Source organism: Buttiauxella sp., assembly GCF_049686335.1.
Lineage (GTDB): Bacteria > Pseudomonadota > Gammaproteobacteria > Enterobacterales > Enterobacteriaceae > Buttiauxella.
This window is the reverse complement of the sequence record NZ_JBAVHX010000023.1, coordinates 30,677-47,064: the sequence shown is the minus strand read 5'-3', so window position 1 is coordinate 47,064 and position 16,388 is coordinate 30,677. Positions and strand designations below refer to the sequence as shown.

Below are 16,388 nucleotides of genomic sequence, written 5' to 3'. Positions count from 1 at the left end.
CGACTCGAAGTATGACGGGTATATTCATGGAAGGATCCCCTATGCGTGACATATCCTTACAACCGCTGCTGGCCGCCGCACTGGTCGCCGCTCCAGCGTTAATGATAGCGACGCCCGTGCAGGCCGAAGGTTTCGTAGATGACTCTCATTTAACTGGCGGTATTTACTACTCGCAACGCTACCGTGACAAACGCGATATGACCGTCGGTAGCCCGGATTACGGCCATTACGTTGAAGACCTTCACCACGCAACCTTTAACGCCAATCTCGATTTTGTTTCAGGTTACGCCGGGGGTTTTATTGGCCTTGACGTCGCAGGTTTTGCCGCCGCCAACCTCGCCACCGGCAGCGCCGCACACCCGAATGAAATTAGCCTTAGCTCGGCAAACCAGCGCTGGGATGAAGACTGGTCAGGGGATAAAGGCGGCTTCAACCTCTACAAAGCCGCGCTGAAATTAAAACATGACGATTACTGGATGCGCGCCGGTTATATCCAGCCAGCCGGACAAACGTTGCTCGCTGTGCACTGGGGATTTGTACCTGGTGCCTATCAGGGTGCTGAAATGGGTGGTACCTGGGACTTCGGTCAATATGGCGCACTCTCCAGCTCTTATTTCTGGTCAGATAAATACAAAGCCCCGTGGTACACCGAGATGTACGAATTCCGCGCCGCCGATAACACCACCAAAATCGATTACGTCCATGCCCTGGGCATACGCTACGACTTCAGGAATAAAGTAGTGCTGGAAACTTCATGGGCGCAGGCCGCTGATTTTATGGATCAATACATGACGAAGCTCTCGTACAGCTTCCCGGTGGCGGGAAACGATCTGCGCCTGAGCTATCAGTTTTATGGTGCCAGAGACATGGTCGGGGATAATTCGATTGCCGCTTACGGCTCGGTGAACGACGAATACGATGGGCTTGCCTGGCTGCAAGGGATAACACTCGGTTACACCCTTGATACGCTGGATTTTCGCCTCGAGGCGCAGACAGTAAAAGCCGAAGGCAACCAGGGATTCTTCCTGCAACGTATCACTCCGGCCTATGCCAGCTCCAACGGGCGGCTGGATATCTGGTGGGATGCAGGGTCTGACTTCGATGCCAACGGCGAAACCTCGGTTTTTGCCGGTGTGACCTATGACCTGAAAAACTATGAACTCCCAGGCTGGGCGGTTGGCGCGGGTTATGTGTATGGCTGGGGTGGCAAACCCTGCACCACATGTACCGTCGATGGCGAACTGGCAGACCAAAGCCAGCGCATTGATGAGTCCGCCTGGACATTCAATCTTGCCCATGTTGTGCAAACCGGTCGCCTGAAAGGCACGTTGTTCAATCTGCATTACATCAACTACGACAACCACGGCAGCAACCCGAACTACAGCGGCGGCTACAACAATATGTTCCAGGATGAAATTGACATTAAATTCAATGTCATTGCACCGTTTACTGTCTTTTAATGGAGGGCAAAATGATGAATAGAACGCTGTTTACCCTCGCATTGCTTGTCACGCTAAATGCCGCCCATGCAGCCGAATTTTCTCAGCAGGGGCAAAAAGTGACGGTGCGTCACGGCGAGTATACGTTGCGCTACGATCTCAGCCACGGTACCGGTGATTTACTGTGGAGCGACAAACCGCTGATTAAAACTTTCCACAGTGAAGCGGAGCTAAGTTCTGCAACACTCAATAGCCAGCAGGCCGTTAGCCGGACTGCGTTTTGGCAGAGTGTGAATGATAAACAACGAGGCGAAGGCGAGAAACTCACGCTGAGCAATCGCTTTGCCAACGGCAACATCCTGAGCATAACTTTCTGGTTCTTTGACGATAAAAGCTGGCTGTTGAGTGATATGCAGGTGGCCTCGGCACACCTTCTGGAGGTGAAAAAGCTCACGCCAGTCAGCGCGAAGTTTGCCGATATCGGGCAAGGGAAGGATAAACGCATCTACACCACACCTTACTCAAATAATTTCGATTTTGGGGTAGCGGCGGTTAACCACTTTGGTGTGAGCCAGAACGGCACGGATCGTTTCGCTAACCCACAGGAACCGATGGTGAAGTTCAACGGCGTGAGCCATTGGGTCACCGCACTGTTCGACAATATCAGCTACCACGGTTTAATCGCCGGTGCCGCAAGCGTAAAGAAATGGAAAAGTAGCCAGCTGCTGGGTGAAGCCCGACAAGCTAATGGGGCACTCAGCAAGTTCGCGCTGTACAACTGGGGCGGAACACAAAGTGGCAAACAGGTCAGTTCCGATCTGTTTTTTATCGGCTACTTCGAGGATTACCGCAACGGGCTGGAAACCTACGGGAAAATCTACAACCAGGGCGAACCCCGCCTCAACTGGCAGGGTGGCGTTCCCGTTGGGTTTAATGCGTTTTACTCGCACGATAGCTACGGTAAAGCGCGGGATATGTATGACATCACCGATTACGTCGCAAAAAATCTCAAACCACTCGGCTATGAGTACGTCAACATGGACGGCGGGTTCCAGCCCGAAAGCTATCCCGAGGGCATGAAAACATTCTCCGATTATGTGCATAAGAAGGAGCTGAAAGCGGGCGGCTATTTGACGCCATTTGCCATTTACGAAAACTGGCTGGATCTGCCGGTAGACGACACAGGTTACACCCACCGCGATGCCTGTTTGCATGATGAGAACGGCAAGCTGGTGAAAACCTATCTTGGCAGTTATGCGCTGGATATGTCACACCCGGCGGCGAAGTACATCGTGCGGCGGAATATTAAAAATTATCTCACCTGGGGTTACGACTACATCAAACTCGATTTTCTGGATATGGGTTTGTACGAAGGCAAGCACTACGATCCCGCAGTGAACGGCATTCAGAACTACCGCATTGGGATGCAGATTATGCGTGATGAAGTGCTGGCAAGTGGTCGCCCGGTATTCCTGAATGCATCCATCGCGCCATTGTTGCCAGCAGCGTTTACCCATGGTAGGCGTGCGGCCTGCGATACTTCGCTGGGGGTGGCAAACTATAGCGGCATTGAACGTCAGGCATTTAACAGCGCGGCGTCCTGGTGGAGCAATGGCACGTTATACGATTACAACGATGCCGATATGTTCCTGCCAGAGAACCTTTCTCAGGGGGCGAAGCGTTACGGTCAACTGGCAGCCCTGCGGCTTGCAACCACAGTTGCACTTGGCGGCGGGCACTGGCTGGCGGGGGACAATTTACCATTTATCGATGAAGACCGCAGCGCATGGCTGGAAAATAAAGCCTTGCTGAACGTAGCCAAAGACGGTGTCGCCGCACGTCCCGTTTCTATGAGTCATTTTTATCATGCTGGCGAACACAGCCCGGCAATACTGGTGCGAGCCGACGGCAAAGGTGGCGTGTACGCGGGCTTAACAAACTGGCAGAGCAAATCGATATCCTTGCCGCTTTCGCCTGAATCACTGGGGCTTAAAGCCGGTAGCGAGTGGCAGATAACCGAACTTTACAGTGGGCAAAGCTGGCAGCAAAAACTCGGCGTTTTGAGCTACCCACTGGCGGGAGGAGCGACCGCTCTGCTCCACTTCAGCAGACCCACTGGCGTGACTCTTCCTGCACCTGATAACCTGGCACAGGGTAAGGCGATTACCGCCACAACGAACAGCTATGAACTGGATTTGGGCAAGCTGACGCGATTTAATCAGGTCGTGGTTAAAGAACCGGCACCGTTTGCGATACGCAATTATGTGCTGGCTTATCAGAAGGATGGTGCATGGCACACATTAGCCCGTGGATTTATCCTCGGTGACAAGCGAACCTTTTCGCTCCCGGAATTGACCGCTCGTCATCTGCGCATTGAGTTTGATAGCCACGAAGGGACCCTTAACGAACCTGCAATTGAGGTTTACCAGCACGCCACAACAATTCCTGAGATGCGTGTCGTGCAGGATAGTAATGCACCGGGTAGCGAGCGCACCGATCTCCAGGGCGAGCAGCAACTCATGCAGACATTCACGCTGCAACAGCCCGATCTGCCAAAGCTCGATTTCTGGTTATCAGAAAATTATGTGGATGCCGTACCTGGCGATAATTTACGCTTACGAATTGTGGAGCTTGATGCTCATGACAATCCCACTCAAACACTATTTTCCGCAGCACTGCCACCGTTTAACCTGCCCGCAAGCCCGGCGATTTACTCGCTCTGGCCTCGTTTGATGGGGCTGGATATTAACAAACGCTATGCACTGATTTTCAGCTCACAGGGATCAACCACTCAACCTGGGGGAAAAAACAGTTACAGCCTGCGCGTAAGCACAAATAATCCCTACGCCCGCGGAGAACTTCGCCATTCTGTGGACAGCGGAAAAACCTGGCAGACTGATACCGTCCAGGATCTGTTATTTGCCCTTTATAGCAGCGCCCCTTTCAAATCGGGAGTGAAGTGATGTTCAAAGCAGGAATAATAATTTGCGGAATATTATTAACCGGATGTGCCGCCCAGACTGTCAATACACCACCGCCTATGTCGCCAATGGACGAGTGTAAACAGGCAACTCAAAATGGAGATACCGTGAATATCGCTGAGAAGTGTTCGGCGATTACCCGCGATCAATAGTCGCGTTAAAAATAACAAAGGGTGACAAACGGGTTTTGTAGGGTGGATAAACGTGAGCGTCATCCACCAGTTATGTCGGATGACGCTGCGCTTATCCGACCTACGAAGACTGATAAACGGGTTTTGTAGGGTGGATAAGCGTTAGCGTCATCCACCAGTTGTGTCGGCTTATGCGTAAACCGGCAAGCGGGCGCAGATATCCAGAACTTTCTTCTTAGTGCGCTCGATGACCGCTTCGTCGTTGATGTTATCTAACACATCACACATCCAGCCAGCCAGTTCGCGAACGTCAGCTTCGGTGAAGCCACGACGTGTTACAGCTGGTGTACCGATACGGATACCAGAAGTGACAAACGGGCTCTTCGGATCGTTTGGTACGCTGTTTTTGTTCACGGTGATGTTTGCGCGACCCAGAGCAGCATCAGCTTCTTTACCGGTCAGGTTTTTATCAACCAGATCCAGCAAGAACAGGTGGTTGTCAGTACCGCCAGACACCACTTTGTAGCCACGCTCCAGGAACACGGCAACCATCGCTTTCGCGTTTTTAGCAACCTGCTGCTGGTAAGTTTTGAACTCTGGCTCCATAGCTTCTTTCAGTGCAACAGCTTTACCCGCGATGACGTGCATCAGTGGGCCGCCCTGCGCGCCAGGGAAGACTGCGGAGTTCAGTTTTTTGTACAGCTCTTCGCTGCCGCCTTTAGCGAGGATCAAACCACCGCGTGGGCCTGCCAGCGTTTTGTGCGTTGTGGTTGTCACAACGTGTGCGTGTGGAACTGGGTTCGGGTAAACGTCTGCGGCAATCAGACCTGCAACGTGTGCCATGTCCACGAACAGGTAAGCGCCAACCATGTCTGCGATTTCACGCATTTTTGCCCAGTCAACAACGCCAGAATAAGCTGAGAAACCGCCGATGATCATCTTAGGTTTGTGTGCTTTAGCTTGTTTTTCCAGGTCTGCGTAATCGATATGACCTGTCTCATCGATACCGTAAGGCACGATGTTGTACAGCTTACCGGAGAAGTTTACCGGGGAGCCGTGAGTCAGGTGGCCGCCGTGTGCCAGGTTCATACCCAGAACGGTGTCGCCTGGTTCCAGCAGAGTGGTGTACACCGCGAAGTTAGCCTGTGAACCGGAGTGCGGTTGCACGTTAGCGTAATCAGCGCCGAACAGCTCTTTTGCACGGTCGATAGCCAGTTGCTCAACCACATCAACATATTCGCAACCGCCGTAGTAGCGTTTGCCTGGGTAACCTTCAGCGTATTTGTTGGTTAACTGAGAACCCTGAGCCTGCATAACGCGCGGGCTGGTGTAGTTTTCGGAGGCGATCAGTTCAATGTGCTCTTCCTGACGTACTTTTTCTTGCTCCATAGCCTGCCACAATTGGGCATCATAATCGGCAATGTTCATTTCACGCTTTAACATCCGCATCTCCTGACTCAGCTAACAGTAAATATTTGAACAGCTTTAAGGCCGCCTTAAATACAACGGGCAACAGTGTAAACCTAAACTCCGCTGTGTGATAGGTCTTGACAGAGGTTTTTACGCAAACGATTGGCTTGGCGTCCAGCAAGGGTTTGACGCGAATAGCTGTTCCCCATTTCTCCGGATATTAATTCATCATCAACATGCGGAAATTTCACGTTCTGTGACCCACATCGACTCCACAAGAGTCCATTTACAATGTAGTGCTTTTTTTTCGTCGGGGAATTTTATAAGATGCATTTAAAATACATCAATTAAATATTCTGATTAAAACCGGAGCCAAACCATGCTAGATGCACAAACCATCGCTGTTGTGAAATCCACGATTCCCCTGCTCGCCGCCACCGGCCCAAAACTTACCGCGCACTTTTACGATCGTATGTTCAGCCATAACCCAGAGCTGAAAGAGATCTTTAATATGAGCAACCAGCGCAACGGCGATCAGCGTGAAGCGCTGTTCAATGCGATTTGTGCCTACGCGACCAATATTGAGAATCTGGCGGCGCTGTTGCCTGCGGTAGAAAAAATCGCCCAAAAACATACCAGCTTCCAGATTAAACCTGAGCAGTACGACATTGTCGGCGGCCACCTGTTAGCCACGCTGGATGAAATGTTCAGCCCGGGCCAGGAAGTGTTGGATGCGTGGGGCAAAGCGTACGGCGTGCTGGCGGGTGTGTTTATCCATCGTGAAGCGGAAATTTACCAGGGGAACGCTGCGAAAAATGGCGGTTGGGAAGGCACTCGGGCATTCCGCATTGTGGCAAAAGAGCCGCAAAGTACGCTTATCACCAGTTTTGAGTTTGCCCCAGTGGATGGCGAAGCAGTTGCCGATTATCAGCCAGGTCAATATCTTGGCGTGTGGTTAAAACCTGAAGGGTTCCCACATCAGGAAATTCGCCAGTATTCTCTGACCCGTAAGCCCGATGGCAAAACTTATCGCATTGCCGTGAAACGTGAAGATCTGGGCCAGGTTTCAAGCTGGTTGCACAACCATGCACAAGTGGGTGACGAAGTTCATCTTGCTGCTCCGGCCGGTGATTTCTTTATGGATGTCGACCCCCAAACGCCGGTGACGTTGATTTCGGCTGGCGTCGGCCAGACACCGATGTTGGCGATGCTGGATACGCTGGCGAAAAATGGTCATGGCGCACAGGTAAACTGGTTCCATGCGGCAGATAACGGTGACGTGCATGCGTTTGCCGAAGAGGTGAATCGTCTGGGTGAACAGTTAGCGCGTTTTGAGCGTCACGTGTGGTATCGCGCGCCGGGTGAAATCTGCCGGGCACAGTCCAAATTCGATAGCGAAGGATTGATGGATTTAGTGGCACTGGAAAGCAAAATCAGCGCGCCAGATATGCAGTTTTATCTCTGCGGTCCGGTGGTGTTTATGCGTTTTGCTGCGGAGCAGTTAGTGAAGTTGGGTGTTGCGCAGGACCAGATTCATTACGAGTGTTTTGGTCCACATAAAGTGATGTGATTTTTTAGCCGAAAACATGCCCTCACCCTGGCCCTCTCCCACAGGAGAGGGGATTTTCTTTCCCCCTCGCCCTCTCCCGCAGGAGAAGGGATTTTCTTTCCCCCTCGCCCCTTTGGGGAGAGGGCCGGGGTGAGGGGTAAAAATTAAATAGCAGCGTCGTCTTCTTCGCCAGTACGGATACGCACCACGCGAGCCACATCGAAGACAAAGATCTTACCATCACCGATTTTACCGGTTTGCGCGGTACGGATAATCGTGTCTACGCAGGTGTCGACGATATCGTCAGTCACCACAATTTCTATTTTCACCTTTGGCAGGAAATCTACCATGTACTCAGCACCACGGTACAGTTCGGTATGCCCTTTCTGACGACCAAAACCTTTTACTTCTGTTACCGTCATGCCGGTGATGCCAACTTCTGCCAGCGCTTCGCGAACGTCATCCAGTTTGAACGGTTTAATAATCGCATCAATTTTTTTCATGGTCTTCCCGGTTCCCGCACAACTTTAGTGTGCTGCTTGGCTACAGTGATCGTGGCTTCAAATTACCACAGACTACTCTTTAAAGTCATTGGCATCGAGTTCATGCCGTGAGAGTAATTTGTAGAATTCGGTACGGTTACGCCCCGCAACACGCGCCGCTTGAGTGACATTTCCCTTCGTCATTTGCAGCAGTTTGCGCAGATAGTTCAGCTCAAACTGATTACGGGCTTCGACAAAGGTCGGCAGCGCGGTGTTTTCCCCTTCCAGCGCCTGTTGAACCAGCGCTTCGCTGATTACCGGAGCCGAAGTTAGCGCCACACATTGTTCAATCACGTTGACCAACTGGCGCACGTTACCCGGCCAGCTTGCCGCCATCAGGCGTTTCATCGCATCGGTTGAGAAGCTACGCACGAAGGGTTTATGGCGGTCAGCCGATTGACGTAACAAATGATTAGCCAGCAACGGAACATCTTCGGCACGTTCGTGCAACGCCGGGATCTTGAGACTTACCACATTCAGGCGATAGAACAAGTCTTCACGAAACTCGCCCCGCTCCATAGCTTTGGGTAAATCACGGTGAGTGGCGGAGAGGATGCGCACATCGATATCGAGGTCACGATTGCTGCCCAGTGGGCGAACTTTACGCTCCTGCAACACGCGCAATAATTTGACCTGCAAAGGGATCGGCATATCACCGATTTCATCGAGGAATAGCGTTCCCCCTTCTGCGGCCTGGAACAACCCTTCTCTGCTGCTAACCGCACCAGTAAACGCGCCACGGGAATGGCCAAACAGTTCGGATTCCAGCAACTGCTCTGGCAATGCGCCGCAGTTAATGGCGATAAAGGCTTTTTTGCTACGCGGGCTGGCGTTATGAATGGCCTGGGCGAGGATCTCTTTGCCGGTGCCGCTTTGCCCATTAATCAGTACGCTCACATCAGACTGCGAGACCATACGGGCTTGTTCCAGCAAACGCTGCATGATGGGGCTGCGGGTGACGATGGTATCGCGCCACATGTCATCGCCGGCGATTTGCGAATGTGACAGCGCATCGTCAATGGCTTTGTACAGCGCGTCTTTATCAACCGGTTTGGTCAGGAAGCTAAACACACCCTGTTGTGTCGCAGCAACTGCGTCAGGAATGGAGCCGTGAGCGGTCAGAATGATGACGGGCATTCCCGGCTGTACTTTCTGGATTTCGGCAAATAAAGCCATGCCATCCATTTCATCCATCCGCAGGTCGCTTATCACCAGGTCAATTTTTTCACGCCCCAGCAGACGCAACCCTTCCGCACCACTTTCCGCCGTGGAGACGGTGTAACCTTCACTCGTCAGGCGCATACCAAGAAGTTTTAGCAGACCGGGATCGTCATCAACCAGCAACAATCTGGCGGGTTTACGCTGCGTCATGGTTTCGCCTCCTGCGCGGGTTTGGTGTTATCCGGTAACTCGGCAGTGGCCGGTTTACGGTTGGAAAGCTGGCGCTCGATGTCCGTGAGGTTTTCCAGTTTTCGGGTAGTCAGACTTAACTGGCTTCTGAGGCGTTGCTGCTGCTCGCGCAACATATCCAGCTCATTGTCAGAGCTTTGCTGCAATTTGCTGTAGCGGGTGCGTTCGTCAGAAAGCGCCAGTAAAGAAGCCTGCCCATCACGCCAGACCTGGAACAACGAACGCACTTGTGCCGGGACGTCAGCGGTCATCGCATCCAGTTTGGTCATGTAGCGGCGGCGCTCGGTTGGGGTGATTTTGGCGTTGGAGAGCAAAATGCCGCGCTTGAAGGTGTCGCGAAAGTTATCGGACGGCCAGCGGCGAGCTTCTGCCCGTGCCTGCGCTGGCGCTAAACGTTCGGAGCAATCCATCGCACGCAACCAGTACAGCGGGTTGGTGGTGGAATCATGGTTCTGGTTTTGCCAGATATCTTCACAATTCGTCGACAGGTAATCCGCCAGTTGTTGTTCCGGCTCTTCGACGAGTTGCGGGTGTTTTACGTCTTTCGGTGGCGTGTTTTGTACACAGCTCGCCAGTAATAACGGCACGAACAAAGCTGAGATCGGGCGAATCGACACAGAGCTGCCACGGCGGGATAACCAGCCATTGCGCAGCACGCTAAAAATTGTCACTTTCATTTTTTATTTTTTCTCGGGAAATACAGGCAACTCGATACGGAAGCAAACATCTGCCGTTTCATCGTCAATCAGGTGCAATTCGCCATGCATACGACGAATACAATCCAGGGCAATACTCAGACCCAGGCCGCTACCTTTTACTGCACCTTTTCGCTGGTGGCTTCCCTGATAAAAAGGTTCAAAGATCATCTCTCGCTCCGCAGACGGAATCGGGTCGCCTGTGTTCGCGACATCAATCTGCAGCATGTTACCCACCTGCGAGCTTCGTAGATAAATGGTACCGGATTCAGACCCATAGTGCACCGCATTGGAGTAGAGATTATCCAACACGCTGGTTAACAACATCGGTTCTGCCAGACAAGCCACCGGACTTAAATTGCACTCGGTACGCATCATTTTAGCCCGTGCTGGCAAACTGTGAGCAGCGATAATCACATCCATGAGTGGACCGAGCTCAACTTTTTCGAGTTCGACCGGGACATCGGCCAGTTTGCGGTTGTAATCCAATAATTGTTCAATCAATTTTTGTAAGTGACGGCTACTATTATCAAGAATTTCCACCACTTCTTTTTGGTCGTTTGTCAGTGGCCCGACAACCTGATCGGCCAGCAGTTCGGTGCCTTCACGCATACTGGCAAGCGGGGTTTTTAGTTCATGGGAAATGTGGCGCAAAAACTCATGGCGCTGGGATTCAAGCCATGAGAGACGTTCGCTTAACCAGACAATCCGCTGCCCGACCGAACGCAGTTCGCGTGGCCCCCCTTTGAACAGCACCGTGTTGCCCAGCGAATGCCCTTCCCCAAGCAAGTTAATCATCCGTTCAATGCCTTTCACCGGCCCGATGATCATGCGCGTAAAGATAATCACCAGCGCGAAACTCAGCAGGAATAAAACCAGCGCCTGCCAGCCAAAGAATTGTCCGCGTTCGGCGATTTCTTGTTGAAGTTGTTGTCCACGGGAAAAGACCACCGAGCGCGTGGCTTGCACCATTTCAGCATTCTTATTGGCGAAGGTTTCAAGGTTTGCCGAGGCGGTGGTATCCGGCCCGCTATTTTTACACTGGATTTCGGCGAGGTCGTTTAGCGATTTGCGCAGCACGTCATAGAGTTGATTGTCCGGCAACACGCCAGCGTGCGCTTCAAGCATTTGCGCGTAACGCTTACGTTGCCCTTGATAAAGCGTGGCGAGTGTTGCGTCATCCAGCACGCAGTACTGCCGGTAGCTACGCTCCATTTCCAGTGCCACGTTAGTCATGGCCTGGCTGCGACGCGCATCGACAAGTGTTGTGCGGTTAGTGAGTGCCGCCTGATCGCTTAGCGCATTCAGGCTTTGCCAGGCTTGCCACGCCAGAACCAACAGCGGAACCAGCACCAACAAAAAAGCCATCATCACAAGCTGGCGTAACGAGCGCGGGAAAAAATGCCACTGGTTCAAAAGCTTCATCTCATTCGGATTCTGAATAAGTCGATGCTAGCGGGGAATGGGCAGAGTTTAAAGTATTCAACTCAGAAAGAACCTTTATACCCAAGTGACTTCAGGATGCAGGTAGGCGGCAATCGAGTAAATCCCGATGAGCTTACTCCAGTAAGTGATTCGGGTGAGCGAGAGAAACCAACACCCCTGCGGCATGAAGGGCGACGGGTATAAAAACGACAAAGGCAGAGAATAATCTCTGCCTTTGTTCTGAAATCAGGCGGTGCCTTACTCAACGTTTCGCCCGGAGCATGATAAAGCAGTACGAGACTGGCAATAATCAAAAGTCGGACGGCAGGCACCTTGTGTGCGTCATTCGAAGGTTTATGTAGCACAACCCTTGCGGGGGCTGACATAAGAGGGTGAATGAGCCACTGCTGAGTATTATGCAGTATGTGTGCCAAGTTTGCTACAAAGTTTACATCTAAATGTTTTTATTATGTTTATTTAGCGTATAACTCATTTTTGAATTTGATTGTTTTTTGCTCTTAATGTCGCCATTTAGCAACACTTTACATATCGGTTTTACATATGATTTAAAATCAATAAGTTAAGTGTCACCTATTTGCGACAGTTATATTTACCCATTGTCGGCAATCGGTGACAAAAAAAATCCCTGCCGAAGCAGGGATGTTTAATAACTTAATCGAATTTAACCGAGTTGCTTACGCGCATTGCGGAAAATGCGCATCCACGGGCTGTCCTCACCCCATTCGGCTGGATGCCATGAGTTGCTGACGGTACGGAACACACGCTCCGGGTGCGGCATCATAATAGTGACGCGCCCGCTTTCGTTAGTGACTGCCGTGATCCCGTTTGGTGAACCGTTCGGGTTAGCGGGATAGTCTTGTGTCACTTTGCCGAAGTTGTCGATAAAGCGCAGCGCCACCAGCCCTTTGCTTTCCAGTGCTGCGAGATGCGCCGCATCGCGTACTTCAACATGCCCTTCACCGTGAGAAACAGCGATTGGCATATGCGAACCGACCATGCCTTGCAGCAACAACGACGGGCTGGAGGTCACTTCTACCAGACTGAAACGTGCTTCAAAGCGGTCAGAATGGTTGCGCACAAAGCGTGGCCACAGGTCACTGCCCGGGATCAGTTCGCGCAAATTCGACATCATCTGGCAACCGTTACATACGCCCAGCGCCAGAGTTTCTGGACGATGGAAGAAGGTCTCGAACTCATCGCGCACACGTGAATTAAAGAGGATGGATTTCGCCCAGCCTTCACCCGCGCCCAATACGTCGCCATAAGAGAAGCCGCCACACGCCACCAGCGCCTGGAAATCTTCCAGACCGCGACGGCCTGCCAGCAAATCACTCATGTGAACGTCGATGGCATCAAAACCTGCACGATGGAAGGCTGCAGCCATTTCAACGTGGGAGTTAACGCCCTGCTCGCGCAACACGGCAACTTTCGGACGTGCACTTTTAGCGATATACGGTGCCGCGATATCTTCTTTGATATCGAAGCTCAGTTTGACGTTCAGGCCAGGATCGTTGTCATTGGCTTTCGCTTTATGTTCCTGGTCAGCGCAATCAGGGTTGTCACGCAGACGCTGCATCTGCCAGGTGGTTTCCGCCCACCACATGCGAAGCTGGGTACGGCTTTCGCTAAATACAGCGTGACCGTCAGAGCTCAGAGTGAAGCGGTCACCTGCCACGGCTTTACCAAGGAAGTGAACACAATCCGCCAGACCATGATCCGCCAGAGTTTGCTCAACGTCCGCACGATCAGCCGCTTTAACCTGGATAACTGCGCCTAACTCTTCGTTGAACAGTGCTGCAAGGTGATCTTTACCCAAAGTGGCGATGTCCGCTTCGACGCCGCAGTGACCGGCAAAGGCCATCTCTGCCAGCGTCACCAACAAACCACCGTCAGAACGGTCGTGGTAGGCCAGCAGTTTCTGTTCAGCAACCAGTGCCTGAATGGCGTTAAAGAAGCCTTTAAGCTGCTCAGCACTGCGTACATCCGCAGGTTTGTCGCCCAGTTGACGGTAAACCTGGGACAGCGCGGTGGCGCCCAACGCGTTGTGACCTGCGCCTAAATCAATCAGCAGCAAGGCGTTGTCTTCGGATTGCAGCTGTGGCGTTACGGTACGACGCACATCTTCGACGCGGGCAAACGCGGTGATAACCAGTGACAGCGGAGAAGTCATCTCGCGCTGCTCAGTACCTTCCTGCCAGCGGGTTTTCATCGACATAGAATCTTTGCCGACCGGGATAGTCAGGCCAAGCGTCGGGCAAAGTTCTTCGCCGACAGCTTTCACTGCTTCGTACAGACCCGCATCTTCACCCGGGTGACCGGCTGCTGACATCCAGTTTGCTGAAAGTTTAATACGATTAAGTGCGCCGATTTGTGTGGCTGCGATGTTGGTCAGCGCTTCGCCGACTGCCAGACGCCCGGATGCAGCAAAGTCCAGCAGCGCAACCGGTGCACGCTCACCAAGAGACATCGCTTCACCGTAGTAGCTATCGAGGCTTGCGGTAGTGACCGCACAGTTAGCTACCGGGATCTGCCATGGGCCAACCATCTGGTCGCGAGCCACCATGCCCGTTACCGAACGGTCACCGATCGTCACCAGGAAGGTTTTCTCAGCGACCGTCGGTAAATGCAGCACACGTTTTACCGCATCAGCAATAGTGATATTGCGGCAATCCAGCGCATCACCTTTGGCTTTCAGGGTTTCAACGTTACGTTCCATTTTTGGCGTTTTGCCCAGCAGAACGTCCAGCGGCATATCAATCGGCTGGTTGTCGAAATGGCTGTCGTTGAGTGTCAGATGTTTCTCTTCGGTGGCTTCACCGATAACCGCGTATGGCGCGCGTTCACGACGGCAAAGCTCGTCAAACAGCGGCAACTGGTCTGGAGCAACCGCCAGGACATAACGCTCCTGGGATTCGTTACACCACACTTCCAGCGGGCTCATACCTGGCTCATCATTGAGGATGTCGCGCAGTTCAAAACGACCACCACGACCGCCATCGCTCACCAGTTCTGGCATCGCGTTAGACAGGCCGCCTGCCCCCACATCATGAATAAACAGGATTGGGTTGGCGTCACCTAATTGCCAGCAACGGTCGATAACTTCCTGGCAACGACGCTCCATTTCTGGGTTATCACGCTGCACGGAAGCAAAATCCAGATCTGCATCTGACTGGCCTGAAGCCATGGAAGAAGCCGCGCCACCGCCCAAACCGATGTTCATCGATGGGCCACCAAGCACGATGAGTTTCGCGCCAACGGTGATTTCGCCTTTCTGAACATGGTCTGCACGAATGTTGCCGATACCACCCGCCAGCATGATCGGCTTATGGTAACCGCGCAGTTCAACGCCGTTATGGCTGTTGACTTGCTCTTCGTAGGTACGGAAGTAGCCGGTCAGTGCCGGACGACCAAATTCGTTGTTAAATGCCGCACCGCCCAATGGGCCGTCGGTCATAATATCCAGCGCCGTTACAATGCGGTCTGGCTTGCCAAAATCTTCTTCCCACGGCTGTTCAAAGCCAGGAATACGCAAATTGGAAACCGAGAAACCAACCAGGCCCGCTTTTGGTTTAGCACCACGGCCTGTCGCACCTTCATCACGGATTTCGCCACCGGAACCGGTCGCCGCACCTGGCCACGGGGAAATTGCCGTTGGGTGGTTGTGGGTTTCGACTTTCATCAGGATATGCGCATCTTCCTGGTGATAGTCATAACGGCCCGCATCATGATCGGCAAAGAAACGCCCTACCGTCGAGCCTTCCATCACTGCGGCGTTATCTTTATAGGCAGATAACACATAGTCCGGGGTTTTCTCAAAGGTGTTTTTAATCATTTTGAACAGCGATTTAGGCTGTTCAACGCCATCGATAATCCAGTCGGCATTAAAGATTTTGTGGCGGCAATGTTCGGAGTTTGCCTGCGCAAACATGTACAGCTCGATGTCGTTCGGGTTGCGTCCCAGTTTGGTAAACGCATCCTGCAAATAATCGATTTCGTCTTCTGCCAGAGCCAGACCCAGACGGATGTTGGCTTCAACCAGCGCTTCGCGACCTTGAGTTAACAGGTCAACACTTTGCACCGGTGCAGGCTGATGTTGGGAGAACAGTTGCCGGGCATCATCGAGCGTGCCAAACACGCTTTCCATCATGCGGTCATGCAAGAGTGACGCAACTTCCTGACGCTGTGCATCAGTCAACGTGCTGCCGGTGACGTAATAAGCCACACCGCGCTCCAGGCGCTTCACTTTGGCTAAGTCACAGTTGTGGGCAATATCAGTCGCTTTAGAGGACCAGGGTGAGATGGTACCAGGACGCGGCGTGACCAGAATCAAGTGGCCGGTCGGGGCGTGGTCGGCAAGGGTTGGACCATATTTCAACAACCGTTGCAGACGGGCGTGCTCTTCAGAGTCGAGCTGCGCATCGAGATCGGCAAAGTGAACATACTCGGCATAAATGTCGCTGACCGGAAGGTTGGCGTCATTAAAACGGGCCAGTAATTTGTTAATACGAAATGCCGATAAAGCGGGCGAACCACGCAGAATTTCCATCATCAAAGATCTCTCGTCTTCGAAACGCCAGGGGGACGCTTCAGTGGGCGCAAGGGGAAAACGGGCGCCATTATAGATAATCCGCGGCCTTGACGAAACCGTTTGCGTAGAAATAAACGGATTAGTTTTCATTGGCGAGAATATAGCCAGAAATGTCGAATAAGTTGCACAGTGGCGTTTTGTTAAGCAAAATGCGCCACACCTTATTGTATAGCCTCCACTTTTGAAGCCTGTTGTTA

The 16,388-nt window shown here is 52.4% G+C and carries 9 protein-coding genes; 3 read left to right on the top strand and 6 right to left on the bottom strand.

All coding sequences use genetic code 11. The annotated features are described in order from the left end of the window. Positions 1-41 precede the first annotated feature (41 nt). Together WBL83_RS15750 and WBL83_RS15745 are read left to right on the top strand one after the other, a co-directional pair. A complete protein-coding gene (locus tag WBL83_RS15750) occupies positions 42-1,460 on the top strand; it encodes an OprD family outer membrane porin (RefSeq protein WP_424590035.1) in 1,419 nt (472 codons plus the stop codon). Positions 1,461-1,471: 11 nt separating this feature from the next. Then, positions 1,472-4,402 (top strand): hypothetical protein, encoded by a 2,931-nt coding sequence (locus WBL83_RS15745; protein ID WP_424590034.1) that lies wholly within the window; start codon positions 1,472-1,474, stop codon positions 4,400-4,402. 338 nt (positions 4,403-4,740) lie between these two features. Here WBL83_RS15745 and glyA read toward each other — a convergent pair whose 3' ends face one another. Then, complete coding sequence (gene glyA, locus WBL83_RS15740; protein WP_424590033.1) at positions 4,741-5,994, bottom strand: serine hydroxymethyltransferase; 1,254 nt, start codon at positions 5,992-5,994, stop codon at positions 4,741-4,743. A 346-nt stretch (positions 5,995-6,340) separates the two neighbouring features. On the opposite strand from glyA, the gene hmpA reads away from it, so the two are divergent. Beyond that, positions 6,341-7,531 carry an NO-inducible flavohemoprotein gene (gene hmpA / locus WBL83_RS15735; protein WP_424590032.1) on the top strand — a complete coding sequence of 397 codons (1,191 nt, stop codon included), beginning with the start codon at positions 6,341-6,343 and terminating at the stop codon, positions 7,529-7,531. Between the two features lie 143 nt (positions 7,532-7,674). Here hmpA and glnB read toward each other — a convergent pair whose 3' ends face one another. The 5 genes from glnB to purL form a co-directional block, all read right to left on the bottom strand. Beyond that, positions 7,675-8,013 (bottom strand): nitrogen regulatory protein P-II, encoded by a 339-nt coding sequence (glnB, locus tag WBL83_RS15730; protein ID WP_002438074.1) that lies wholly within the window; start codon positions 8,011-8,013, stop codon positions 7,675-7,677. A gap of 72 nt (positions 8,014-8,085) precedes the next feature. Further along, a complete protein-coding gene (gene glrR, locus WBL83_RS15725; protein WP_424590031.1) occupies positions 8,086-9,423 on the bottom strand; it encodes a two-component system response regulator GlrR in 1,338 nt (445 codons plus the stop codon). Further along, positions 9,420-10,139 carry a two-component system QseEF-associated lipoprotein QseG gene (gene qseG / locus WBL83_RS15720; RefSeq protein WP_424590030.1) on the bottom strand — a complete coding sequence of 240 codons (720 nt, stop codon included), beginning with the start codon at positions 10,137-10,139 and terminating at the stop codon, positions 9,420-9,422. The genes glrR and qseG overlap by 4 nt, the downstream gene beginning before the upstream one ends. Positions 10,140-10,142: 3 nt before the next feature. Beyond that, entirely contained in the window at positions 10,143-11,582 is a 1,440-nt protein-coding gene (locus WBL83_RS15715) for a sensor histidine kinase (protein ID WP_424590029.1), read from the bottom strand. Positions 11,583-12,264: 682 nt separating this feature from the next. Beyond that, entirely contained in the window at positions 12,265-16,152 is a 3,888-nt protein-coding gene (gene purL, locus WBL83_RS15710) for a phosphoribosylformylglycinamidine synthase (RefSeq protein WP_424590028.1), read from the bottom strand. Positions 16,153-16,388 lie beyond the last annotated feature (236 nt).

Coding starts and splice junctions, on each gene's coding strand:
- WBL83_RS15750 (WP_424590035.1), top strand. CDS start 42: ATGCGTGACATATCCTTACAACCGCTGCTGGCCGCCGCACTGGTCGCC.
- WBL83_RS15745 (WP_424590034.1), top strand. CDS start 1,472: ATGATGAATAGAACGCTGTTTACCCTCGCATTGCTTGTCACGCTAAAT.
- glyA (WP_424590033.1), bottom strand. CDS start 5,994: ATGTTAAAGCGTGAAATGAACATTGCCGATTATGATGCCCAATTGTGG.
- hmpA (WP_424590032.1), top strand. CDS start 6,341: ATGCTAGATGCACAAACCATCGCTGTTGTGAAATCCACGATTCCCCTG.
- glnB (WP_002438074.1), bottom strand. CDS start 8,013: ATGAAAAAAATTGATGCGATTATTAAACCGTTCAAACTGGATGACGTT.
- glrR (WP_424590031.1), bottom strand. CDS start 9,423: ATGACGCAGCGTAAACCCGCCAGATTGTTGCTGGTTGATGACGATCCC.
- qseG (WP_424590030.1), bottom strand. CDS start 10,139: ATGAAAGTGACAATTTTTAGCGTGCTGCGCAATGGCTGGTTATCCCGC.
- WBL83_RS15715 (WP_424590029.1), bottom strand. CDS start 11,582: ATGAAGCTTTTGAACCAGTGGCATTTTTTCCCGCGCTCGTTACGCCAG.
- purL (WP_424590028.1), bottom strand. CDS start 16,152: ATGATGGAAATTCTGCGTGGTTCGCCCGCTTTATCGGCATTTCGTATT.